This is a genomic window from Desulfosporosinus sp. BICA1-9 (assembly GCF_000802135.1).
Genome location: NZ_JUEE01000191.1, coordinates 16,843 through 42,777, shown reverse-complemented (window position 1 = coordinate 42,777; position 25,935 = coordinate 16,843). Strand labels below are relative to the sequence as shown.

20 protein-coding genes are annotated in these 25,935 nt (G+C 38.7%); all 20 read left to right on the top strand.

Going from position 1 to position 25,935, the window contains the following annotated elements; genetic code table 11:
* Window positions 1-196 precede the first annotated feature (196 nt).
* The 20 genes from JL57_RS23735 to JL57_RS23645 all read left to right on the top strand — a co-directional run bounded on the left by JL57_RS23735 (window position 197) and on the right by JL57_RS23645 (window position 25,905).
* Window positions 197-2,464 carry an extracellular solute-binding protein gene (locus JL57_RS23735; protein WP_034144400.1) on the top strand — a complete coding sequence of 756 codons (2,268 nt, stop codon included), beginning with the start codon at window positions 197-199 and terminating at the stop codon, window positions 2,462-2,464.
* Between the two features lie 76 nt (window positions 2,465-2,540).
* Window positions 2,541-3,284: an SDR family NAD(P)-dependent oxidoreductase gene (locus tag JL57_RS23730; RefSeq protein ID WP_034144399.1), complete on the top strand. Its 744-nt coding sequence runs from the start codon at window positions 2,541-2,543 to the stop codon at window positions 3,282-3,284.
* A 49-nt stretch (window positions 3,285-3,333) separates the two neighbouring features.
* Window positions 3,334-4,299 carry an ABC transporter permease gene (locus JL57_RS23725; protein ID WP_291300489.1) on the top strand — a complete coding sequence of 322 codons (966 nt, stop codon included), beginning with the start codon at window positions 3,334-3,336 and terminating at the stop codon, window positions 4,297-4,299.
* Between the two features lie 93 nt (window positions 4,300-4,392).
* Window positions 4,393-5,409: an ABC transporter permease gene (locus JL57_RS23720; protein ID WP_034144398.1), complete on the top strand. Its 1,017-nt coding sequence runs from the start codon at window positions 4,393-4,395 to the stop codon at window positions 5,407-5,409.
* Window positions 5,399-6,934, top strand: a complete 1,536-nt coding sequence (locus tag JL57_RS23715; protein WP_291300488.1) for a sugar ABC transporter ATP-binding protein — start codon at window positions 5,399-5,401, stop codon at window positions 6,932-6,934. The genes JL57_RS23720 and JL57_RS23715 overlap by 11 nt, the downstream gene beginning before the upstream one ends.
* A gap of 82 nt (window positions 6,935-7,016) precedes the next feature.
* A complete protein-coding gene (locus JL57_RS23710) occupies window positions 7,017-8,093 on the top strand; it encodes a sugar ABC transporter substrate-binding protein (protein WP_291300487.1) in 1,077 nt (358 codons plus the stop codon).
* Between the two features lie 150 nt (window positions 8,094-8,243).
* Complete coding sequence (locus JL57_RS35355) at window positions 8,244-8,378, top strand: hypothetical protein (RefSeq protein WP_291300486.1); 135 nt, start codon at window positions 8,244-8,246, stop codon at window positions 8,376-8,378.
* A gap of 210 nt (window positions 8,379-8,588) precedes the next feature.
* On the top strand, window positions 8,589-10,514 hold the full coding sequence (locus tag JL57_RS23705; RefSeq protein ID WP_034144397.1) for an aldehyde ferredoxin oxidoreductase family protein: 1,926 nt from the start codon (window positions 8,589-8,591) through the stop codon (window positions 10,512-10,514).
* 15 nt (window positions 10,515-10,529) lie between these two features.
* Window positions 10,530-10,784 carry a hypothetical protein gene (locus JL57_RS23700; RefSeq protein ID WP_034144396.1) on the top strand — a complete coding sequence of 85 codons (255 nt, stop codon included), beginning with the start codon at window positions 10,530-10,532 and terminating at the stop codon, window positions 10,782-10,784.
* A gap of 46 nt (window positions 10,785-10,830) precedes the next feature.
* Entirely contained in the window at window positions 10,831-11,748 is a 918-nt protein-coding gene (locus JL57_RS23695) for a hypothetical protein (RefSeq protein WP_034144395.1), read from the top strand.
* Window positions 11,749-12,034: 286 nt separating this feature from the next.
* Window positions 12,035-13,309 (top strand): iron-sulfur cluster-binding protein, encoded by a 1,275-nt coding sequence (locus JL57_RS23690; protein ID WP_034144394.1) that lies wholly within the window; start codon window positions 12,035-12,037, stop codon window positions 13,307-13,309.
* A gap of 465 nt (window positions 13,310-13,774) precedes the next feature.
* Complete coding sequence (locus tag JL57_RS23685) at window positions 13,775-15,676, top strand: sensor histidine kinase (RefSeq protein WP_034144393.1); 1,902 nt, start codon at window positions 13,775-13,777, stop codon at window positions 15,674-15,676.
* A 1-nt stretch (window position 15,677) separates the two neighbouring features.
* A complete protein-coding gene (locus JL57_RS23680) occupies window positions 15,678-17,327 on the top strand; it encodes a response regulator (protein ID WP_034144392.1) in 1,650 nt (549 codons plus the stop codon).
* Window positions 17,328-17,363: 36 nt separating this feature from the next.
* Window positions 17,364-18,362, top strand: coding sequence for a substrate-binding domain-containing protein (locus JL57_RS23675; protein ID WP_034144391.1), 999 nt, complete (start codon window positions 17,364-17,366; stop codon window positions 18,360-18,362).
* Between the two features lie 169 nt (window positions 18,363-18,531).
* On the top strand, window positions 18,532-18,885 hold the full coding sequence (locus JL57_RS23670; protein WP_034144390.1) for a MoaD/ThiS family protein: 354 nt from the start codon (window positions 18,532-18,534) through the stop codon (window positions 18,883-18,885).
* A gap of 34 nt (window positions 18,886-18,919) precedes the next feature.
* On the top strand, window positions 18,920-19,978 hold the full coding sequence (locus JL57_RS23665; protein WP_034144389.1) for an aldose 1-epimerase family protein: 1,059 nt from the start codon (window positions 18,920-18,922) through the stop codon (window positions 19,976-19,978).
* Window positions 19,979-20,237: 259 nt separating this feature from the next.
* Complete coding sequence (locus JL57_RS23660) at window positions 20,238-21,209, top strand: substrate-binding domain-containing protein (RefSeq protein ID WP_291300485.1); 972 nt, start codon at window positions 20,238-20,240, stop codon at window positions 21,207-21,209.
* Window positions 21,210-21,360: 151 nt separating this feature from the next.
* A complete protein-coding gene (locus JL57_RS23655) occupies window positions 21,361-22,857 on the top strand; it encodes a sugar ABC transporter ATP-binding protein (RefSeq protein ID WP_291300484.1) in 1,497 nt (498 codons plus the stop codon).
* A 38-nt stretch (window positions 22,858-22,895) separates the two neighbouring features.
* Window positions 22,896-23,882, top strand: coding sequence for an ABC transporter permease (locus JL57_RS23650; protein WP_034144388.1), 987 nt, complete (start codon window positions 22,896-22,898; stop codon window positions 23,880-23,882).
* 67 nt (window positions 23,883-23,949) lie between these two features.
* Window positions 23,950-25,905: an aldehyde ferredoxin oxidoreductase family protein gene (locus JL57_RS23645; RefSeq protein WP_291300483.1), complete on the top strand. Its 1,956-nt coding sequence runs from the start codon at window positions 23,950-23,952 to the stop codon at window positions 25,903-25,905.
* The last annotated feature ends 30 nt before the right edge of the window (window positions 25,906-25,935 follow it).

The following is a 25,935-nucleotide window of genomic DNA, read 5'->3' as shown; positions in this document are numbered from 1 at the left end:
AAACAGTACATATAATGATTGAATCTTTGTATTTTTCGATATATTATAAAACCATGATAAAACGGCTGTAGAGGTGAATGGATATTAACTAAAGAAAAAAGTTACTATCGACAGAATTAATAATGGCAATGCCATAGCATAGCAATAGCTGCAAGGAGCCGAGAGATATCAAACAAATAAGGGAGGCATAGTATAAATGTCTAATATTAGAGATGTTGCAAAGCTGGCAAATGTTTCAGTATCAACAGTTTCCAATATCATAAACAATAAAAACAACGTGAGCAGTGCAGTTTATAAAAATGTAATGGAAGCCATTGAAACATTAAACTATACTCCCAACCTTCTTGCCAGAAATCTCAAGACGAACAAGATTAAATTCATCGGTGTTATTTTGCCCAATATTTATAGCCACTATAACCAGATCGTGGATGGTATATTGAAGGCTGCGGAAGAAGAACATTATCATTTGATTATTAAGACGGCAAATGATATGAAAAATTATGAAAACATGGTGCTTGAGGAACTTATTGATCTGGGCGTAAAAGGAATATTGATTATAACGTGCAATGCAACGAATACTGGTATATTTGATTCGATTTTATCAAAAAAGATACCAATTGTTTTTTTAGAAAGAATAATCAAGGATAAGGATTATAATTCTATTAGCTTTGACAACTTTAACACCATATACGAAATCACTGAAAATCTGCTAAATGGTTTTATGCTTACTCACTCGGATGAAGAACGTGAGATTGTACTTGTTACAGGTCATACGGAATTCAGTTCAGAAAAGGAATGTGAAAATGGTTTTAAAATGGCGTTTGAGAAGCATAGCGGGAATTGCCGCAACAATATTCTGCATGTAAGCCTGAACAGGGAATACTCATTTAAACAGATTCTTTATTTCATTAGCCAAATGGATAAAATTCCAGACTGCTTTATAACCTCAAATGAAGTTTTAGCGGAAAACCTGATAGAAATACTTGGAGTGTTGAACAAAAAGTCTGAAATCTACAGTCTCTCGGGAGACAGTTGGTATAAATTTGATAATAGACAAGGAACTGTAAAGTTAAAAAGGAATGCAACGAGGCTAGGAATTGAGGGAATGAATTTACTAATTAAAAATCTAAATTCCCCAATACTCTTTGAAAACAAGCAGATACTCTTGAAAAATGAAAGGGAAAATAGCGAGATGGTTTACAAACCAACTACTATTACTGATACAAAAAAAGAGAAGATAAACCTTTTGCTTCTTGATGGGCCAATGTCCGAAGCAATGCTAAAATTAATACCAAACTTTGAAGACCATTTCGGGGTAAGTGTTGATTATCGTAAATGTCATTATATAGATTTATACAACAGTATTATTGAAAGCAACAAAATGGGAAAGAGCGATTTCGATGTATTTTTGATCGATTTGCCATGGATAAAGGAATTTGTAGAAAGTGGTTGTCTTTTAAAAATTGACGATTTTATAAAGAATGATAATGACGAATTTCTGCTGAACTTTAACGAAAATGTAAGAAAAACATTTATTGATTATTCAAGCAGTGTCTATACTTTCCCGCTAATGGTCGGCGTTCAGATGATGTTTTACAGGAGGGACTTGTTGGAGGACACGAAAATACAATGGATGTTTTATAAAGAGTATGGTATTGAACTCAAGCCACCGAAGACTTGGTCTGAATTTAATCTGGTTGCCAAGTTTTTTACCCGAAAGTATAATTCCAATTCTCCTACAGAATACGGTACATGTATTGCGGGCTTAAACCCTACCGGAATTATAGAAGAATTTTTACCTAGGCAATGGTCCTATAATGGAAGAATAATTACGGGAGACGGGGAATTTGTAATAAATAGCATTGAGAACATTAAGGCTTTAAACAGCTTATGTGAGACTTACCGCTATTGTCCTGTAGAATCTATAGACTATTGGTGGGATGATCAGATAGATAAGTTTGTAAAAGGGAATGTAGCCTTTATAAATACGTATAATTCGCATGTTTCAAATATATACGACCGTCAGGTGGCAAATATGTTCAACAACATAAAGTCTGATGCTATACCTGGAAATGCGTCTGTGCTGGGCGGTTGGGTGTTTGGAATCAATAAGTATTCCAAATATCCGAAAGAAAGCTATGAATTTATGAAATGGGCGTGCAGCAATAGTTTATCAGTGCACAACACTTTATTGGGCGGATTTGTCCCTAAAAACAATGTAGTTGATAATTCCCGGTTATCTTTGGCATATCCATGGATGGAAAATATCTCGACCTATCTGGATACCGAAAGGAAAAAGCAGACAATCAGAAACAAAAAGGGGAAAATACTTGATATGAATCTATTTGAGAAAATATTAGCTGACGGAATCTTAGATGCAGTTGCAGGGAGGAAAAGCCCAGAAGAAACTTTAAGTGCAGTGAAAGACAAATTCGAACAAATTGTTTTAGGCAGTACAAGCTGATCTTTTGTCAGGATTGCGGATATAGAGTTTGATATATAAAAGCAAGCTATATTTTTCAATAAATTGGAGGTGCAATATGAATGAATTATTAGGAAAATATGCAGTAATTACAGGTGCGGCAGGAGGGATAGGTGCTGCAACAGCAATGACTTTCGCCAAGGAGGGAGCAAAAGGAATAGTAATAGCAGATCTGAACATTGAAAAAGCAGAGGAAACAAGCGAGCTGATAAGTAATGAAACAGGCTGTATGTGTATAGCTGAGAAGGTCAATGTTGCAGATTATTCAGATATAAAGAAATTATTTGAAGTTGCGGCCAAGAAATTTGAGTCGCTGGATATCCTGGTTAACGGTGCAGGCATTTGTCCTGTAGGCAGTATAGAGGAAATAGGAGATATAGAGTGGGATATGGTGATGAACATAAATCTCAGGAGTGCATATCTCTGCTCAAGAGAAGCCTTTACCAAAATGAAACAGAGAAAATACGGGAAAGTGATTAATATATCTTCCATTTCGGGCAGGATAGGCGGAATAGCCACAGGTGTAAATTATGCTGTATCAAAAGGTGGAATTATAGCCTTAACCATGTCACTTGCCAAAGCTGTAGGACCTTTTAACATCAATGTCAACTGCATAGCACCAGGGTTTATTGACACTCAAATGACTAAGAACTTTAACCATTTTGACCCTGAAACGGTCCCATTAAGAAGAATAGGAACACCGGAAGACGTGGCGGATGTCATACAATTTCTGGCTTCCGAAAGATCAAGGTATATAACGGGTGTGACTATCGACATCAACGGTGGTGTATTTATGGGATAGTTCTTTAGCAGATAAATTAATAATGTATTTGAATTTGGAGGAGTAGAGTATGGGTCGAAAATTAATTAATGATTTGATTAAAAAAGACATAGCAAGTGTTACAATCGCAGTATTTGTGATAAGTATACTGCTTACTATGGTAACTGAAGGATTCACTTCAGCATTTAACCTTGATTCATTAGGAAGAACAATAGCTATAACTGCCATAGTAGGATTTTCACAACTTATGGTTCTTTCCATAGGGCAATTCAATCTCGCACTTGGCTCCATGGCAGGAGTTACAGGCATGTTTACCGCAGCATTAATGGAAAAGTATGCGATTCCAGTGTTATTGGCGCTTATAATTGGGGCATTGATCGGGATGATATTGGGATACATACAGGGCTTGCTAATTGTAAAAACGGGGATAAACCCCTTCATCATAACATTGTCACTGGCAAGCATATATCTTGGAATTGCTACAGTAGCAACCAAAAGTGAGATGTATTCCAACCTGCCTGCTGGATTTAGGGCGATAGGTAAAGCGAGTGTGTTCCATGTGCCTATATTGTTTTTGATAACCTTAGGAGTTGCAGTGATATTAAGCGTGTTCATGTACCGGTTGCCTATAGGGAGGCAGATACTGGCAACAGGTGCGAGCGAGAGAGCTGCATATTTCTCAGGTATAAAAACTTCGGGAATTATACTTACAGCTCATTCAATTAGTGGGCTGCTGGCAGGAATGGCTGGCATACTGCAGGTGGCACGACTAGGTTCTGCACAGCTATCGGTAGGCCAGGACTGGATGCTGGTATCCTTTGCAGCTCCTGTACTTGGAGCCACAATATTGTCGGGTGGTAAGGTTTCAGTGTCGGGAGCGATACTGGGTGCCATGTTGATGAGTATCATGATAAACGGGTTAGTACTTTTGAATATAAACTCCAACTGGTTCCAGGCTTTCCTTGGAGTTATGCTGCTGGCGGCATTTCAAGTTGACAGATTGCGTCTCTCATTTGTTATGCAAAAGAAGATATAAACCGAAGGTGGCTGAGGTCAATCATCTTGAACCAGCAAAGATAACCCTAAACATGACAGAAAACGGTTTATCTTACAAGGAAGATAATGAGAGATGAGCACATTAACGAAAGCTCCATCTAAAAATAAAATGCTTTTAGAAAACATAAAAAGATCAAGCAACTTTAGTGTTGGAGGAGTAATAATACTACTCATGGTAATTCTTTGGGTAATGAAACCAGATTTCTTTTCCCAGGCAAACTTCAATGTAATAGCAAAAATCGTTTCCATAACTGCACTAGTGGGATTATCACAGATGATAATCCTGGCGGGGGGAGGAATGAACGTATCGGTTGGTGCCATAGGAGGACTGGTGGGTATTGTCACCGGTGGCATGATGGATGTGTTGGGGTTCCCGGTAGTAATAGCAATCGTGGTAGGTTTGGCAACCGGAATGCTATGCGGGGTAATAAATGGATTGATAATAGCAAAGTCGGGCTCATCAGGAGTATCTTCATTCCTGACTACACTTGCTACTGCAAGCGTCTTTACGGGATTGAACCTTGGAATAACAAAAGCAACACCATTTTACAACCTGCCTGAAACATTCAAGTACATAGGCAGTGGGAGCATCTTATCAATACCTATACTGTTATGGGTAATGCTGATAGTCATAGTGATATTTGGGATGGGATTCAAGTATACAAGCCTTGGTAGACAGATACTGGCGGTAGGGGGAAACGTCAAGGCGGCAGAATTGAGCGGTATACTGGTAGGGCGGATAACGGTCATATCACACCTTTTATCAGGGTTGGTTGCAGGGATAGCAGCGGTGCTTCTTGTGGCAAGGCTTGGCTCTGCACAACCCGATGTCGGTTCAGATTGGATGCTGTTCTCATTTGCGGCGCCTCTAATAGGTGGAACGCGGCTGGCAGGCGGTAAAATCAACGCAACAGGCACGGTGCTTGGAGCGATTGTGCTGGTACTGATATCCAACGGAATGGTCCATCTTAACATAGATGTCTATTGGATGAATCTTATACAGGGCCTGATAATATTAGCAGCAGTTGCAATAGACCGGATACGTACTATAAATGCTGAACGGATGGGGGTGAGAAAAAGTGAATATTGAAGAAATAAAGATGAATGAAGAAAGGATAGCGCTTGAACTAAAAAATATAACAAAAATCTTCCCGGGAGTAAAAGCATTAAGCAACGTGTCGTTAAAAATGAGAGAGGGCGAAGTCCATGCACTTATGGGAGAAAATGGTGCAGGGAAAAGCACCTTGATAAGGATACTATCGGGTGTACACGCTCAAGATGAAGGAACAGTAAGTGTATTTGGGGAACAGGTTCACTTCAACAACCCGAGGGAAGCGTTTTTCAAAGGAATAAATGTAGTACACCAAGAAAGAAACCTGGTACCAACATTTTCGGTCGCAGAGAACATACTGTTGGAGAAGATATCAGAGAAAGCTATATCCCTCATCGACAGAGAAAAGATATTTCAGGAAGCGCAAGAATTCATGAATATGGTAGGTCTGGACATATCCCCAAGGCAGCGCGTGGAAAACTTAAGTGCCGGACAGAAGCAAATGATAGAAATAGCCAAAGCGCTGTCCTCACGGGCAAAGATAATATTACTTGACGAACCGACAGCTTCACTGTCGCTGAAGGAAGCAGACGCACTGCTGGCGATAATTCGACAATTGAAGAAGCAAGGGGTATCGTTCCTGTATGTAAGCCACAAACTGGAGGAAGTATTCCAAATTGCCGATATGGTAACAGTTCTGAGGGACGGGCAGAATGCAGGTCCGGAAAAGACAATCAAGGAACTGGACCGGAGCAAGTTGATAGAAATGATGGTAGGACGTACACAGAACATCAAGAAGCTTGAGATAAGGAATTTACGCAAAGAAGCAGTGCTGGAGGTAAATGACCTGAGCAGCAAAAAGAGTCCTATGAAAAACTCGTTCAAGCTGTACAAGGGAGAAATACTTGGGTGGTACGGTTTGGTAGGAGCTGGAAGGACAGAACTTGCCAAGGCGTTGATAGGTGCAGAGGCATCCATAGCAGGAGAAGTGCTGTTAAATGGGAAGATGGTAAAAATACGCAGTGTAGCCGAAGCGATCAAGAAAGCAAGAATGGTGTATGTAACTGAGAACCGGCAGGAAGAAGGGCTGTTTTTATCTCACTCCATCACACGGAACGTCGCAGCCTCAATGTGGAAGAAGATATGCAACCGTTTTTTTATGCTAGACCTTGAAGAAGAAAAAAAGGTAGCGGAGTATTACAAACAAAAGCTGGAGATAAGAACACCGAGTATAGAGCAGTTGGTAGCGAACCTGAGCGGGGGTAACAAGCAGAAGGTGTGTATCGCCAAAGGACTTTCTGTCAAACCCGAGATATTGATATTTGATGAACCGACAGTAGGGATAGATATCAAGACAAAATCGGAGATACATGACTTAATATCCAACCTGGCATATGAAGGGATATCCATCATAGTGATAAGTTCGGACATGCCCGAGATAGTACAACTGGTAGACCGGATATTGGTATTCAAGAACGGCCAGATATGCGGAGAACTTCAAAACTGCAAGGATTATGATCCTATGAGTAGGAACATAATGGATCATATTTTCAGCAAAATATAAAAATTTTGAAAGGAGGTAGATTTCTTAAATTATTAAATTGATTTTAATGAAGGGTGAAAAAATTTAAAGGGAGGAAAAGACTATGAAAAAAAATGGTAAGCTGTTATGGGCAATTTCTCTGGTGCTGCTATTGGTCACTGCAATAGTTATGGTTGTAGGGTGCGGCCAAGTTAAGACGACTGATCCTGCAAAAAATTCGGCAGAAGAACAAAAGAAGGAAACGGCCTCACCTGACAAATACAAGTTTGCATTGGTAAAAGGCGCGGTACATCCATATTTTGATCCGTGGGCACAAGGTGCAAAAGACGCTGCAAAAGACTTTGGAATACCAGCAGTGGAAGTACAGGCACCACAGCACTGGAACCAGAACGAACAGAACGTAGTTCTTGACGGTTTGGTAGCAAAAGGATATAAGGGAATTGCACTTATGCCTTCAGACCCTGTTGCTGGAAATGAAGAAATAAGCAAAATGGTTGACAACAATGTGTTTGTTATAGCACTTGCGGGAGCACCTGCACAACCATCCAAGGCAAAATTCACTTTGGCAACCGATGTTTCCGAATCGGCATACCAGGGAGCCAAACGCGCTATAGAGGCAATGGGTAAGAAAGGAAATCTCGTTCATTTGACAGGACAGCTCACCGATACAAACACCAAAAAGCGTATGGATGCAGTTAAGAAAGCGGTTGAAGAAGCCCCTGATGTGAAGCTTCTTCAGACAATAACTGACATTGACGTGGCAGAACCAGCACAGAACGCAGTAAGCAGCTTGCTTGCAGCAAAGAAGTCACAGATTAACGGTATAATTTGTACAGCATACATTCCTTCAGTAACAGTTGCAACACAGCTTCGTCAGCTCAACGAAAAGAATATTAAAGCTGTAGGAATCGATACAGATAAAATAGTAATTGACGCAATAAAAGATGGATTCATGCTCGGAACAATGTCCCAAAATCCTTATGGACAAGCATACATCGGTTTATATTCCTTTAAGCTTCTAGCTGATGGATACAAATGGAAGAGCGATGCTCCAGCCATTATTGACTCTGGTTCCTTCTTTATCAACAAGGATAATAGTGCAAACTATGAACAGGGTATTACTGAAATGACTAAAAAACTAATGGGTGAATGGAAAGATAAATATTTTAGTGCTCCATAAAATATGAGTTTAAATGATTTCAAATATTTTCATTCTTACATTGGAAAGGCACCTCTAGCAGGGGGCCTTTCCAAAAAAAATACTTAAGTATTCGAATTTGAAGGGTTCTGCTTATATCAGTAATGAAAGCTTGAAATAAGTGTAAATAAGATGATACTGAACTTAAAAGGCCTAATTGGCAATGTAGAGGCTGCAGCAAAGGATCTGACGTCAGATTCAAAAACCATGTTGGCATATACAAAACAGTCCGTGCTTGCCAACGAGCAGGTGCCGTTAGCCATCTAGGAAATCAATAGAGCATTTAACGATATTGTGCTATCACTGGAACCAGTTTCGACCAAGCTGTAAAGCACAAATCAAGCGCTTATAAATATTAGGGTATTTAAGGACAGGACTCTTGAGAGGATGCAAAGCATAATGTCAATAACACAGCAAGCAGTTGCATGTTTTGATAAATCGGTGTCCAAATTTTCTAGATAAAGGGGGATAATTTATATGGCGTATGGATATAACGGGAAAATATTGAGGGTTAATCTTACAGAAAAAAATATAACGGTAGAAGAACCAGGTGTAAACTTTTTCAGAAGATATCTAGGTGGTAGGGGTATAGTTGCATACTATCTTTTGAAGGAAATACCCGAAGGTATAGATGCATTTAGTGAGGAAAATAAACTTGTTTTTGCCACAAGTGTGGTAACCGGTGCGCCCGTACCAGGATTCGGAAGACACTCAGTCGGAGCCAAATCGCCGCTCACAAACTTTTTCGGAGAATCTGAGGCGGGAGGATTTTGGGGACCGGAATTAAAGTTTGCAGGCTTTGAAGGAATTATTGTGGAGGGTAAATCGTCTGCTCCAGTATATATCTGGATAAACGACGGTAAGGTTGAATTAAAGGATGCCTCTCATTTGTGGGGCATGGATACTGCTGACACGAAGGATATACTGGTTGAAGAGTTGGGTGATCGGAAGGTTAGAACCTTAATCATCGGTAAGGGAGGAGAAAACCTTGTTAGGTTTGCAGGAATAGCAAGCGATGTAACCCACTATCACGGAAGGACGGGTTTGGGTGCGGTAATGGGTTCCAAGAACCTGAAAGCAGTGGTAGTAAGGGGGACCAATAAGCTTAATTTTAAAGATGAAGAGAAGCTCAAGCAAATATCAAAGGAATTTTCAGAAAAGTTCAGATCAAATGCCGATAACAGTTCTCATACAAGAATTGGCACAAGTGGCTACTATTTTGGAGCGAATGATGCTGGTTCGCTCCCAACAAGGAATTTCAGATCCGGACACTTTGATGAACTTGAATTCACTATAGATGAGCTGCATGATACTCTTAAAATCAAGACGGAAGGCTGTTATGCATGTCCCATAAGGTGCAAACAGGTGTTTAAAGCTGAAAAGCCTTACAACATAGACCCAAGGTATGGCGGACCTGAATATGAGACATTAGCTGCATTTGGTTCTACGTGCGGTGTAAATGATATGTTCTCTCCATCCAAGGCACACGAATTGTGCAACAAATATGGTTTGGATACTGTTTCCGCAGGTGTTGCAATAGCATTTGCCATGGAATGCTTTGAAAACGGATTAATTACCAAGGAAGATACAGGTGGGATAGAACTGAAATTCGGCAATGCTGAAGGCATGCTGAAAATATTGGAAATGATAGCATCGAGGGATGGGTTTGGGGATATACTCGCTGAAGGAAGTAAGAGAGCGGCAGAAAAGATAGGCAAAGGAGCTATCAAATATGCCATGCAGACCAAGGGTCAGGAATTTGCAATGGCTGAACCAAGAGCAAAATACGGACTAGGCTTGGCATACGCAGTATCACCGACAGGTGCAGACCACCTGCAGGCAGAACATGACGGAGCCTTTGATCCGGCTCTAACAGGATACAGCCATGCGGCCGATGACACAAATTACTTTATGAAGGGAATATATCCCCTAGGACTTTTGGAACCTGTTGAAAGCCTTTCCTTAGGACCTGAAAAGGTAAGACTTTTTACATACCTCCAGCATAATTTCAGTTTGCACAACGTGCTTGACTTGTGCATGTTTATAACTGCTCCTGTCAGGACAATGAAATTAACACAGCTGGTTGATATAGTCAATGCCGTTACGGGATGGGAAACCAGCCTTTGGGAATTATTCAAAACTGCAGAAAGGGCAACTACGATGACACGGTGTTTCAATGTCAAACACAGCCTTAAAGTAGAAGATGACACTACAGTGCCTGACAGGTTGTTTGAGGGATTGGAAGGAGGCGCCTTGAAAGGGGCCAGACTGAACAAGGAAGAATTCTTGGAATCTATTTCGTTATATTATGAAATGATGGGATGGGATAGAAACACCGGTATACCTACTGAAGGTAAACTGCATGAGTTGGGGATTGGTTGGACAAACAGCGAAATAAGGTAATTGGGAGAAATGGCTATGGTTAAGGTAAAAGTTGAGTTTCTTGGCACTATTTCCAAGGAGGTTGGTGTCAAGAAAATGGATATGGAATTGGATAACGATATTGACAAGGCAATATCTTCGCTGAAGCAGGTAATTGAAAGCAGGGCTGAAAAACCATTATTGTATACGGTTTTAATAAATGGTGCCAATTACGCTATGCTAAAAAAGAATGGTGAAACTATTAAACAGGGTGATTGTATTTTAATAGTGCCTGTGATCGTCGGAGGTTAAAATTAATTATTGATTTACAATAAGTGAGAAAGAGGTAGTTTAATTTATGTCTACAGTACAAATTAAGGAAATATGCTATAAAAATTACGGAAAATGCGTAGAAATATCCAATGGTAAAGTGGATTTAGTTGTGACCGTGGAAGCCGGGCCCAGAATAATAAGGTACGGTTTTACTGGAGATAAGAATGTTTTCTGTGATGATTCAAAGTTAGAGCTGGAAATTGACGGTGAAAAATGGAGATTAATGGGTGGACACAGACTTTGGAGCAGTCCGGAAGCATTTCCACGCACTTATTACCCGGACAACTCTGCAGTAGACTGGTGTAAAGTTGAAAACGGCATCAGGCTGAAAAGCAAGGTGCAACCATGGGTTCAAATAGAAAAGGAGATTGAGATTGTTCTTTCACCAGAAGAGAGCAAGGTTAAAATTTTACATAGGATAACCAATAGGAATGCTTGGGATGTTGAACTCGCTGCCTGGGCTGCGTCGGTTATGGCGCCCGGAGGAAAGGAAATCCTGCCGTTTGCAACGAAAAAATCACACTTTTCGGATGGGGCAAAAGGAGCCAGATTTATGACTATCTGGGCCTATACAAAGATGGCTGATCCGCGCGTGAACTGGGGCAACAGGTATGTGACCCTGCAACAAGATAGAAATAATAAGGAGGACTTCAAGCTTGGAATATCCAATGAAGATGGCTGGGCTGCCTACCTGAACGAACGCAATCTCTTTATTAAGCGTTATAAGCATTTCAATGATGCCATATACCCAGATAATGGGGTTTCATATGAAACTTATACTATCGATTATATGCTTGAAATGGAATCATTATCACCACTGAAACTTCTTAAACCTGGAGCGACTGTTGAACATACCGAGGAATGGGAATTATATAATGACGTTGAGCTGACCCTGAATAATGAAAATGAAATAGATGCACTTGTTGCAAGATATATAATCTAAAATATATCCATAGGGATAACATAAATAAACTCAACCCAAGAAAAACCAAGTGTTGACTGCGCTTGCAGCTAATCAAGAGGAAGCGGACAACTTATAGCGGGACCGGAGGAATGTCTTTGGGGTTAATGCCCGAAGTTTCACAAACAGCTTCTAGGAAACGATTACAAAGCTGGGCATTTCCTTTTTGGTGGAATCAAGCCTCCCTTTCGACTGCCAACTGAAGAAGAAGTTCGGGAAATGAAACTTTTATTAGAACTTAGGTGTTCTCAAATAAGGGGGAAGAGTGATGGAATCTTTAGATTTGAAACTGTTTGCCGATATTCCTCTGCCAAGGTTCGTCAAGGTTAAACAGCACTTTAAGCAAGAGCGGATTGACAACGTTCCCGAAGAAGTAAAGACTCAACTAGTACCTCACTTGACTGATCTCCAAGGGAAAACCATTGCCATTGGGGTGGGAAGCAGGGGAATAGCTAATATCAAGGAAATAACCAAGACACTTGTGGATGAATTGATCGCAGCAGGAGCTAAACCATTTATTATTCCAACGATGGGGAGCCATGGGGGGGCAACGGCTTCCGGACAAGCGGGGGTTTTAGCATCGTACGGGATTACCCCGGAAAGTATGGGAGTCCCGGTCGACGCCTCCATGGAGGTGGCAAGTATCGGAGAACTTGAACCAGGACTTCCTATCTACGTAGCCCAAAGTGCCCTTCAAGCGGATGGTATCGTCGTGATTACTCGTGTGAAAGCCCATACCGCCTTCAGGGGCCCCATTGAGAGTGGCGTGGCGAAGATGTTAACGATTGGACTGGGTAAACAAATTGGAGCGGACTCCTTACATCACCAAGGCTTTGGGCGTTTTGCTGAATTGATTCCCAAGGGTGCTCAAATGATTGTTGAAAACACTAAGGTATTATTTGCTCTAGGAATTGTTGAAAATGCTTATGAACAAACTTATAAAATTGAGGTACTTTCACGCGCGGATATTCTAGCCATGGAAAAGGAGATGGCCTTGCTGGAAGAAAGTAAAAGGATTATGGGACGGCTGCTGTTTCCCGAGTTTGACGTGTTAGTGATTGAAGAAATTGGAAAAAACATTAGTGGGGAAGGCCAAGATCCTAATGTTACGGGCCTATATATTACCAAGTATTGTAATGACGGTCCAAGGTTTCAAAAAAGCGCCATATTTAGCTTATCTGAAGAAACCCATGGTAATGCTAATGGAGTTGGGGTAGTCGATGTAGTTACACAAAACTTATTTGATAACATAGATTTCATTGCGACTTATACCAATTCTTTTACCAGTACGGAGGTTTTACCAGTCAAGATTCCAATGGTTGCGGGCAATAAAGAGGACGCTCTACGGATTGTAGTCAAAGCCTGTAACGGGGTAGATCGCGGGAAACATCGAATCGTGTGGATTAAAAACACTCTGGAGCTAGAGGAGATCGTAATTAGTGAGACTTTACTCGAAAAGGCACAGGCCCATTCGCAAATCGAAATTTTAACTCAGGCTGGGGAGCTCACATTTAATCAAGGAGAACCCATATTCCCGTGGTAAAAGGGGTGGCGAAGTAACGAAAGTTAAGATAAGTTCATGGGTATTTGGTACCTATATTAGGCATAGAAAAGCGCAGGTGTCTTCGATTAACGAAGTCCTGCGCTTTTTTTACTGTTCTACTACGTGATTTGGTTAAATGTTAAAAGATAGGCAGAATCCTGAAGCTTGTTATTGGTCCTTAGTGCATAGACAAAAGACGGTATTTATGTGTGATATTCAAGTATTCTTATTTTAAATATGAAAGGAGTATATGGTTTGAATCATTTGGTAAATGTATCATATATTGATTGCGATTGCAAGCATTGGAACTCAATCCTATATAGATCCACATTCTTGGATACTTAGTTTCTAAAAACAAAAAATAGAATATTTAATTAGAAGAGCTAATAGGCAGTTTATTTATGATAAAATATGATAAATGATAATTGATTTTTTTGAAATTTTTCATATTTGAAGGGAAAATTAATGAATAGTTTACTAAACAGAATAAAAAAATTCTTAAATATTCAGAGAGCATTGAGGAAAATAAAAATCAGGACAAGGCTGATTATGACCTTTTTGACGCTATCTTTGGTTCCAATTTTAATTGTAGCAGTATTATCATTTATAAATACATACATGGATATGGAAGCGAAGGCAAGAGAATACTCGCATAATATTTCAACTCAGATAGTCAACAATATTAGTTATCGCTTTGACAACTATATTGATAAATTTGAACGTATCGCACTAAATAGTTCAATATTGGCGGATATCTATAATTATAAAGGATTAAAGGATTACAGACAGATAGAGATATCCAATAGGATAAAGTATACACTTGCATCAATTGTTGGGAATGATGAAGGTATAGATTCAATAGAGATTCGTTCAAGGGATGGGGACAGGTTTTATTACACTTTTCCAATTACAAAGGGCAGTGTATTTGAAAGCAACTTGATTACCGAGGCCTATGACAGCCCTAAGATCATATGGAAGGTTTCAAAGAAAGAGATAGATGACGATGAAGAGATATATATAATTCTTGCAAAGAAAATGAAGATACAATTTGAAAAGGATGTAACAGGCTTTACTCTTATGGCAATAAAAAGGGACTATTTGGATCAAATATGTGAGCAAATTACAAAAGGTAAAAACATGTACGTTGTAATTACGGACCAGGATGGAAGGATAATATCACACCCAAACGTAAACAAGGTGTTGCAGACTTTTGATAAAAAAATACTTGACAGAATAAATTATAATGAGGACATTAAAAAATCAGGCCACGATTCTGAAAGTATATTCAAGATAAGCACAGATGAAGGAGTTATGCTAGTTGCTTATGATGTACTGCCTAAGAATAACTGGAGGGTCATCAGTGTAGTCCCTTATTCTTTCTTATTACAAAGCACTGTTAATAATGGCATCATGACCCTTTTTATAGTCATAGTTTGTTTTTTATTTGCTTTCTTCATATCTTTAATTGTAACTAAAAGTATTTCATTGCCTATTAAAAACCTTACGTTGACTATGGAAAAAGTCGGTAAAGGAGACTTGACGGCAATTGTTCAAGCAGAATGGGGAGAGATCCATGATGAGCATGCAATGCTTTCAGCGGGGTTTAATGATATGATTTATAAGCTCAGGAAATTGATTGATGACGTTTATCACTCCCAATTGAAGGAGAAAGAACTGGAATTCCTTAAAAAAGAAGCGGAATTAAATGCATTGCAGCAGCAGATAAATCCCCATTTCCTTTACAATACGCTTGAGTCAATATTCTGGATGGCCCAGTTAAAAGGTGAGAACGAAATAAGCGAAATGATTACAGCGTTAGGTAAGTTTTTCAGGACAAGCATAAATAAAGGTTTGGAATACATGACTATTGAAGACGAAATCAATAATGTAAAAAATTATATATACCTTCAGAAATTAAGGTTCAGTGACCGATTGGCTGTTGAGTGGGAAATTGATGAAGGCATTTTGAAGTATAAAACTATCAAGCTAATACTTCAACCAATTATTGAAAATGCAATTCTTCATGGAATTGAAAGCATGGAAAAGGATGGAATGATAACCATTGAAGCATTTAAACTTGGAAACACTATTGTATTCCAAGTTAGTGACAATGGAGCTGGGATGTCAGTTGAAGAATTGGAAAAATTGAAAATTAATTATTTTAATAATTTTGACAGGTCGCTGTCTAAAAGTGTAGGAGTTAAAAATGTAGACCAGAGGATAAAACTATATTTTGGAAATGAGTATGGAGTAAATATATCCAGTCAATTAGGAAAAGGGACAAGCGTAGTCATAAGTATTCCTGTGATTGTTGATGAAAATGACATTAACAATCATAGAAATACGAACATTGGGGGTAACGATTGAAATGTATAAGTTGTTAGTGGTTGAAGATGAAGTCCTGATAAGAAAGGGCATAGTAAAAAGTATTGACTGGAATAGCTTGGGGTATGAAGTTATCGGTGAAGCTGTTAATGGTAGTGATGCGCTTGAGATGATTGAGAGGAACACCCCAGATGTAGTTTTGACGGACGTCAAGATGCCTGTAATGGATGGGCTTGAACTTTCGAGAATCATTGAAGGAAGATATAAGGGCATTAAGATAATTATATTGAGCGGATATGCTGATTTTGAATATGCTAAGGCTGCCTTAAAGGTTCATGCATTTGATTATTTACTTAAACCAACAGATAAAACAAAATTTATTGATACATTTGTTAGATTGAAAACTGAATTGGATAAAGAAAAAGAAAAGAATCACGACATGGTACTTTTGCTCGGCAAAATGAATGAAGGTTTGATTAATTTAAGGGCTGATTTTATATTCAGCCTATTAAATGGAGACATTCCATCTATTCAAAACACATATGAAAGAATGGAATATCTTGAGCTGGATTTAACAGGAGAAAATTTTACCGTTGCTGTTATAAAAATAGAGGGGTCAATGATAAACCTCTTAAAAAAATGGGGAAACGATGCTAAGCGCATTATGTTTGCTTGTACAAAGATCATACAAGAGTTATTGGATATAGAAAACTGTGGTATTGTTATCGCAAAAGGTTTAGGTGAGCTTATAGTTGTTTTTAATTTTAAAACTTACGAAATAACATCAGAATTATGCAATAAAGCCAAATTAATATTAAATCAATCGTGCTCTAATATCAAAAAAACGATTTTTATAGATGAAAACATTATAATAGCTGCAGGATTGGGATTATCATATCCTGATATTAATCATGTTTCAAAGTCCTATATGCAAGCAAATAAAGCACTTAAGGGGAGGTCCTATGACTACTGCAGGGATTTTTTCATCTTTGATCAGAGCCAGGAAGACACAATCTCTTTTGAAAAACATTGGATTAAAGAATACCCATCTGAAGCCAATTCAATAATTGTAGAGATTACCTGCGGGAATACAGAAAAAGCGAGGGAACTTGTTGAAGCTTTATTTAATAAGTTTTTAAGAGCAAAGCTTAGTTGTACATTAATACAAAATTATGCTTATGTACTTTGCTTTCTGATTGCAGCAAATCTTTCAGAACTACAAAAACAAATAGGTGAATCGGAGATATTTACATCAGATTTTGAAGATTGTATCAAAAAAACTGGAACAATTGAAGAAATAAAAGAGTATTTACTAAATGTTTTATTAAATTTGGCTGAAGATATCAAAAGTTTTAAACAAACAGATCAGAAAACTCACAGAAAAATTATTCAAACTGTTAAGGATTTTATAAACAACAACTACTTTGAGGATATTTCATTAGAAATAATCAGCAAACATGTTTTTGTTTCGTCAGCATATTTAAGCTTTTTATTTAAGAGTATTACAGGAGAAAACTATACTGATTACTTAAGGAAGGTTCGTCTTGAAAAAGCTAAAGAACTTTTAAGTAGAATTGATCTGAAGGTTTATGAAATTGCAAGCAAGGTTGGTTACAATGATTACAAGTATTTTTCCATACAATTCAAAAAGACTTATGGGTTGAGCCCAACTAAATTCCGAGAAAAATTGTAAATTTTATTGCTCCTTTTATATGAAAGGTGGATGTGTATGAAGGTTCGAAAATATGTCGTGATTATCGTTATGCTCGCAATTACGGCGATATTAAGTATATCATGCAGCAATCCAAAGACTAAAACTGAAGATTTGTCCGAACCTAAGAAAAAGGTTATAGGAGTATCAGCATTAACATTTCAATTGGAATACTATTCAGAATATGCCCAATCTATAAAAAAGTCAGCAAATAGAAACGGAATAAAAATCATGGTTACCGACTCCATGTGGAATATTGACAAGCAGATATCAGATATAGAAGGCTTTATCAACAATAAAGTTGATGCCATTATTTGTTCACCGGTAGAACCTAATGAGATTAAGCCATTTCTAATAAAAGCTGAGGAGGCCGGCATCCCGGTTGTGGTAGAAATGACTAAAGTTGACGGGATAAATCCTCTAGTGTGCACTGACCAGGAGGCGGGAGGAGAACTTGCCGGGAAATATGTGGGAGAGTGGATAAACTACAGGTATGGAGGGTATTGCGATGTAGCGATTATTGATTTTCCATATTTTCAGAATACAATTGACCGTGTTAAAGGATTTAAAAAAGGCCTAGCTGAAACTGCACCGCATGCAAGGATAGTGGCATCGATTGATGGTAAGGCCAAGCTGGAGACGGCAATGAAAGCAATGGAAGATATTCTTCAAAAGTATCCACATGTAAGATGTGTTTTCGGTATAAACGATGACTCGGCTAAAGGAGCTAATGCTGCGTATGAAGGCACAATCATACCACCGGAGGATGTTTGTATTATAGGCTTTGATGCAGATTTGGGTACCAAAAAAATGATAAATGCTCACAGATATATTAAAGGAAGTGTATATGCAGATACAGAAAAAATTGCTGAAGCTTGTATAAATGCTGCGCTAAACAAGATAAGGGGTGAAAAAAATACTCAGAACTGGATAAATGTTATCGGTGCTCAGTTTCTTATAACCCAGGAAAATATATCGAAGTATTATAAACCTGAAGACAGTGGTTTAATTAATTAGAAAAACCATTAATATAATAGATAAACAAATTTTGATATTATGAAAAAAATAGATGAAACATAGAAAGCTTCGTATATAAAATAAAATCTAGTCGTTGTATATTTGAATTATACTAATTTTAATGCATACTGATTTTTATCATCATTAGAAGGGGGATAAAAAATGCTATATGGCAGAAACATTGGTATACCTACTGATAAACTGCATGAGTTGGGATAGGGTCAGGAAAACAGGAAAACAGGAAAATAAGATAATAGGAGAAATGGCTATGGTTAATGTAAAAGTGGAATTTCTTGGCACTATTTCCTATGAAGTTGGCGTTAAGAAAATGGATATAGAATTGGATGGCAATATTGACAAGGCAATATCTACGTTGAATCAGGAAATTGGAAGGAGAGCTAGAAAACCGCTATTATATACAGTCATAATAAATGGTGTCAATTATGCTTTGATAAGAAAAGATAATGAGACCATAAAACAGGGTGATTTAATTTTAATTGTGCCTGTAGTCGCGGGGGGGTGAAATTTATTTCATGGGGAAAGGGAGGTGTGCTTCTATGGTGAAATTATTTGGTAAGGAATTTAAAATGGATGAACTCCGACAATATGTCGGGAGCATGAGTCAGCTTGCAGGAGCAAGGGTTTTTGAATACAAAAATGGACGTGCTGATGGGATTAAAGGCATAGATGTAAAAACAGGGTCAGGATTCAGATTTACTGTGCTTCCTGATAGAGGAATGGATATAGCTGATGCGGAATACGGCGGGAAGTCTTTGGGCTGGATGTGCAAGAATAATATAGCAGCACCGCAGTATTTTGAAAATGGAGGATTGGGATTCCTTAGGAGCTTTAATGGAGGGCTTATAACTACGTGCGGATTAACACAGGCGGGGGATCATGGTGTGGAAGGGGATGAGGTACTTGGTATACATGGCAGAATATCACATCTTCCAGCAGAGATAATTAATGTTGAAGAAAACTGGTATGGAGACGACTACGTAATAAAATTGTCAGGAAAAATTCGTGAGTCCTGCCTTTATGCGGAAAATCTTGTCTTGAAGAGAGAAATAATATGTAAAATGGGTGAATCCAAGGTGCTTATTAAAGACATGGTAGAGAACGAAGGGTATAATGAGTCACCTTTCATGATACTGTATCACGTCAATTTCGGATTTCCAATTGTAAGCAAGGATACAAAGCTATACTCATCAGCATTAAAAGTAGAGCCGTTCAATGAGGAGGCAAGGAAAGGGGATGGAGAGTATTCTTTATTTGATAGACCGACCAAAGGCTATCAGTGGCAGGGATTTTTGCATATAATGCCGCAGGATAGAGAAAAGGTTTATGCAGGGCTTGTTAATGAGAGTATTGACTTTGGAGGATATGTGGCATATTCCCCCAAGCAGATGCCGTGCTTTAATGAGTGGAAAATGATGGGCCAACAGGACTATGTTGTGGGGCTTGAACCTGGTATAAACATACCGGAGGGAAGAATTGAAGCAAGGAAAAACGGAAGACTGACCACACTGAAGCCGGGTGAACGGTATGAAATTAATTTTGAAATAGGTGTGTTAGAGGACAGAATTGACATAGAAAGGTTTAAGGCGATGATATAGGCAGGATGTTTTGTTCAGGCATAGGTATTGATGCAGTAAGTCAAGGCGAGTAGAGTCCCCACCTTAATTACAAGGTGGGGATTTTATTTTCGCTTACCTTAAAAGCATAGGAAAGCGATGTACTGACGCAATTTTTTATAATTAATAAACAATTTAAAATATTAAAAAAGTAGATGAAAAATATAAAATACCGTATATTAAACAAAAATCAGCCATTGTATATTTTAAATGTGAATTAAATAAGGAGAGGGGATTGAAAATGAAAAAGGTCATCAGGTTGTTAAGTTTGTGTTTGGTAGCTTCTATGGTATTAGGACTTGCAGGATGCGGGGCTGCAAAGGTTACGGAAGCTCCTAAGGAAGTTGTAAAGAAGTATGTCATTGGCATTTCTCCGTTGACAACACAACATGAGTATTACATTGGTTATTTGGAAGGAATCAAAAAGGCAGCTAAAGAGCTTAATGTTGAGGTAATGATCGTTGATCCACAATGGGATGTTGTAAAACAGACAGCAGACATCGAAGACTTTATTGCTAAGAAAGTAGATGCAATGATAGTTTCGGCAGTTGACCCAAAAGGTATCAAGCCTGCTTTGGAAAAAGCTGAAAAAGCAGGAATTCCAGTGATTTCTGAAATGACAAAAGTTGAGGGAATTGTGCCATTAGTTGGTACTGACCAGATAGAAGGCGCAGAGCTTGCAGGAAGATATGCAGGTGAATGGATAACCAAGAAATACAACGGTACAGCAGACGTTGCAATCTTGAACTTCCCGTATTTCCAGAACGTTTTAGACCGCGTCACAGGATTCAAGAAAGGTCTTGCAGCAACAGCTCCAAACGCTAAGATCGTAGCTGATGTTGACGCAAAAGCCAAGATGGAAACAGCAATGAAAACCATGGAAGATGTACTTCAAGCTAACTCAAACGTTAAGGTTATTTTCGGTATTAACGATGACTCTGCAAAAGGTGCAAATGCAGCATTCCAGGCAACAAAGCTAAAACCTGAAGACATTTGTATATTGGGTTTTGATGCAGACAGTGGTGTCAGAAAGCTTATTAAAGGAAATGAATTCGTTAAAGGCAGCGTTGCAGCCGATACTGACATTATTGGTAAGGCTTGTATTGAAACGGCTATAAAGAAGATTAAAAAAGAAACTCTACCTGATTGGGTTAGGGTTGAAGGTGCACAGTACCTGGTAAACAAAGAGAACATTGATAAGTATTTGAAATAGTAATAGGTTAATAGCTTGTAATTAAGTATGAGGGGATAATATGCTCCTCGTACTTAATTATCAGGCATATGGCGGGTAATTAGAAGAAGATGAAGTCTGTTATAACCCCCAACATATTATAAGTTTGATCCCAAAGGTAGGAGAGATTTGTATGGAAACAATTATACGAATGGAAAACATTACCAAGGTATACCCTGGTGCTGTAGCACTTGAAAATGTCACCTTTGAGGTTGCCAAGGGAGAAGTAAGAGCGTTGTGTGGGGAAAACGGTGCTGGGAAATCAACACTTATGAAAATTTTCGCAGGAGCTATACAAAAAACTTCTGGTAAATTATTTATTAATGATCAAGAAGTAACTATTGATAATCCGCATGTTGCAAAAGGATTCGGTATAAGCATAATTTATCAAGAGTTCTTTTTAAATCCTAATCTAAGTATTGCAGAAAACATTTATCTAGGCAGAGAACCAATGATTAAAAGCCTAGGTATTATTAACTGGAAGAAAATTTATAGCGATGCTGAAGAAATTTGTGATAGGCTTCATTTTAAAATAAATGTAAAAACTCTGGTTAAAAAACTGAGTGTAGCCCAGATGCAAATGGTTGAAATCGCAAAAGCTATTTCATGGAATGCAAGTATTATTATCATGGATGAACCTACTGCTACTCTTACTAATACAGAGATAGATTCATTGTTTGATGTTATAAAAGAATTGAAGAAACATGAAGTGACAATAGTATATATTTCCCACAGACTTGAAGAAATATTTAGAATAGCAGACAGTGTAACGGTTTTAAGAGATGGTAAAACCATAGGGACGGAGTTAACCAAGAGCATAGATAAGTCCTATCTTATAAAAATGATGGTAGGAAGAGAATTAATTGAACTCGCGAGAGTTGAAAGATGTAGGAAGGAATTAACACTAGAAGTAAAAAATCTTAATCAAACAGGTATTCTTTATGATATAAACTTGAAAGCATACAAGGGGGAAATATTAGGAATTTCAGGTCTGGTAGGATCTGGCAGGACGGAGCTTGTAAGGGCTATATTCGGCGCAGATCCGATTAGCTCGGGAGAAATATTTATTGAAGGTAAAAAGGTAAACATCAGAAATATCAGAGATGCTATCAGGGCTGGCATAGGTCTGGTTTCTGAGGATAGGAAGAGACAGGGGCTAGTGCTAGGTCTGGAGATTTATAAGAATATAACCTTAGTAAGTCTGAAAGAAGTTTTAAGAAGACTTATGTTATTTAAAAAATACGAAGAAGATGTTGCTCGAAAATATATGAGCAATCTCAAAATAAAGACTCCGAGTGCTTCACAGAAAGTTATCAACCTGAGTGGTGGAAATCAACAGAAAGTTGTTTTGGCCAAGTGGATGTTCACTAATCCTAAGGTTTTGATTTTTGATGAACCTACCAGAGGAATAGATGTAGGGGCAAAATTTGAAATTTATAATTTGATGAACCAACTTGTCGCTGATGGGATAACGATAATTGTGATTTCCTCGGAGTTGCCGGAAATTTTGGGAATCAGTGACAGGATACTGATTATGAATGAGGGCCATGTTGCTGGTGAACTTTCTAGAGAAGAAGCAACTCAGGAAAAAATTCTTCACTATGCTGCAGGGGTTATGAAAGAAAAATGAGTTTCATTATTTAAATACTTAATTGGAGGTTTATTTAAATGGCAGAAATTAATGGAGCAAATCTAAGTTCTGTAAAAATAAAAAGATATTTTAACAACATTCTATCAAACTACGGCACTGTACTTGTTTTAATAATTTTATGTTTAGGGATAGCATTAGCATCCGATGATTTTTTAACGGGTACAAATTTATCTAACGTTGGACGACAGGTTACAATGATTGCTATTGTTGCAGCAGGTATGACAGTCGTACTTCTAACCGGGGGAATAGACCTCTCTGTAGGATCAATAGCAGGTCTTGTGGGTGTTGTAACAGCGATATTGTTGACAAGTGGTATACCTGTAGGGTTATCAATAGTTTTAGGGTTGTTATTAGGTGCAATAGTTGGGTTGATTAACGGTTTAATAATCACTAGGCTTAATATTCCTTTTTTTATAGTAACACTTGCTATGATGACAATAGTTAGAGGAGTTGGGTTCCTTCTAACAAAGGGGTTACCTGTTGCTAATTTTCCTCAAAGCTTTCAAGCAATAGGAAAAGGTTATGTTGGTCCAATTTCAGTTTCTGTCTTGATTGTGGCAGTAGTTTATATAATATTCCATATAATGCTTAACTATACTAGGATGGGCAGATATATATATGCAATTGGTGGAAATGAAGAAGCAGTGAGGCTTTCTGGTATTAATGTCAAATTTTATACTACAATTGTATACGTTATTTGCGGTTTGACAGCAGCGATGAGCGGAATAATTCTCGCTTCAAGATTAAATTCAGGGCAGCCTACAGCTGGCAGCGGCTATGAACTTGATGCAATAGCTGCAGTTGTAATCGGTGGTACAAAACTGAGTGGTGGAGAAGGGAAAATTTACCAGACGCTAGTTGGTGCTTTAATAATGGGTGTACTGAGTAACGGTTTGAACCTTCTGAATGTATCATCTTACTGGCAGTTTATATTGAAGGGTCTAATAATACTTATAGCAGTTTTTATATCTGCACAGTCCAACACTGAATCTGCAAAAAGCTAGTTTAACAATTCCCTGTGATTAAAAATCATTGGCTATCACCGGGAAGGTTTATATTAGAGGCATATTATTGATCTTGAATAAAAAAGTAGGGGTGAAAAACATGCCATACGGATACAACGGAAAGATTCTAAGAATCAACCTCACAACAAAGGAAATAAAGGTTGAGGAGCCAGGTGTGAAGTTTTTCAGAAGGTATATGGGGGGAAGAGGCATAATAAGCTACTTTCTCCTTAAGGAAGTGCCTAAGGATGCTGATCCTCTGGGTGAGGAAAATAAGCTTATAATTACGACCAGTGTTATTACAGGAGCACCTGTTCCAGGACTTGGAAGGCATTCGGTGGGGGCAAAATCACCCTTGACAGGTTTCTATGGAGAATCCGAATCGGGAGGGTTCTGGGGACCAGAACTTAAATTTGCAGGATATGATGCATTAATAATAGAAGGAAAATCCCAATCACCTGTATACATTTCTATAAATAATGGTGAAGTTGAGATAAGAGATGCGGCACAAATCTGGGGAAAAGAGACTGGAGATGCGGATGAGGCCATAAAGCAGGAACTCGGAGATAGCAGGATAAAAACACTAATAATTGGTCCTGCAGGAGAAAACCTTGTTAAAATAGCTGCTATAGCACACGATCTGAGTCATTATCATGGCAGGACAGGGATGGGTGCTGTAATGGGATCAAAAAAACTTAAGGCAATAGTTGTTAGGGGAACCAATAAGCTAGAATTTGCAGACCCTGAAAAGCTTAAGTCAATAGCTAAGTACTTTGCCGAAAACTACCCCAAAAATGCAGACAACAATGGCCAGCACAAACATGGAACCACTGATTACTATTTCGGAGCACAGGCGGCAGGGTCGCTTCCCACATTAAACTTTACCACAGGAACTTTTGCAGGTCTTGACTATGACGTTGAGAAGTTGCATCAGGAATTGAAAATCAAGACTGAAGGTTGCTATGCATGTCCGATAAGGTGTAAGCAGGTGTTAAAGGCTGAAAAGCCATATAAAATAGATCCCAAATATGGAGGGCCCGAATTTGAAACTCTAGCGGGTTTTGGCTCATTGTGCGGAGTAAGTGACATGTATGCAGGTCCAAAGGCACACGAGGTATGCAACAGGTTGGGACTTGATACTGTATCCGCCAGTGCAACGATCTCCTTTGCGATGGAGTGCTATGAAAAGGGACTCATCACAATAGAAGATACGGAGGGAATAGAACTCAAATTTGGCAATGCAGAGGCCATGCTTAAGATTTTGGAAATGATGGCCTACAGGAAAGGATTCGGAGATGTATTGGCAGAGGGCTCATTGGGTGCCGCCCGTAAGATAGGAAAGGGTTCGGAGAAATATGCCATGCAGGTTAAAGGGCAGGAATTTGCTATGGCAGAGCCCAGAGCAAAATACGGAGTAGGACTTGCCTATGCAGTGTCACCTACAGGCGCGGATCACTTACAGCATGAACATGATGGAGCTTTTGACTCAGCACTGACAGGGTACAGCCACACTGCAGACGATCCGAATGTATTTTTGAAGTCTTTATATCCAATGGGACTGCTTGACCCCGTACCCAGCCTCAGCCTAGGCGGAGAAAAGGTGCAGCTTTTCACATATCTGCAGCACTATTGGAGCATGTTTGAATGTCTTGATATATGTATTTTCGTTGCAGAACCCGTAAGGACTATGAAGGTAAACCAGTTGGTGGAAGTTGTGGCTGCTGCAACGGGATGGGATACAAGTCTTCTAGAGTTAATGAAATTAGGAGAAAGGGCTACCACCATGACAAGGTGCTTTAACTTAAAGCATGGACTGACGAGGGAAGACGACACACTTCCCGATAGGTTGTTTGAAGAACTGAAAGGGGGAGCACTTAAAGGTTCAAAGATGGACAGAGCGGAATTTGAGGAGTCCATTACCTTATACTATGAAATGATGGGATGGGATGGAGTTAATGGAATACCTGTAAAAGGCAAGCTCTATGAACTTGGCATAGGCTGGACCAACGAAGAATTAAGATAATTGAAGGCGAGAGTCGAGTATGGCTTGGAG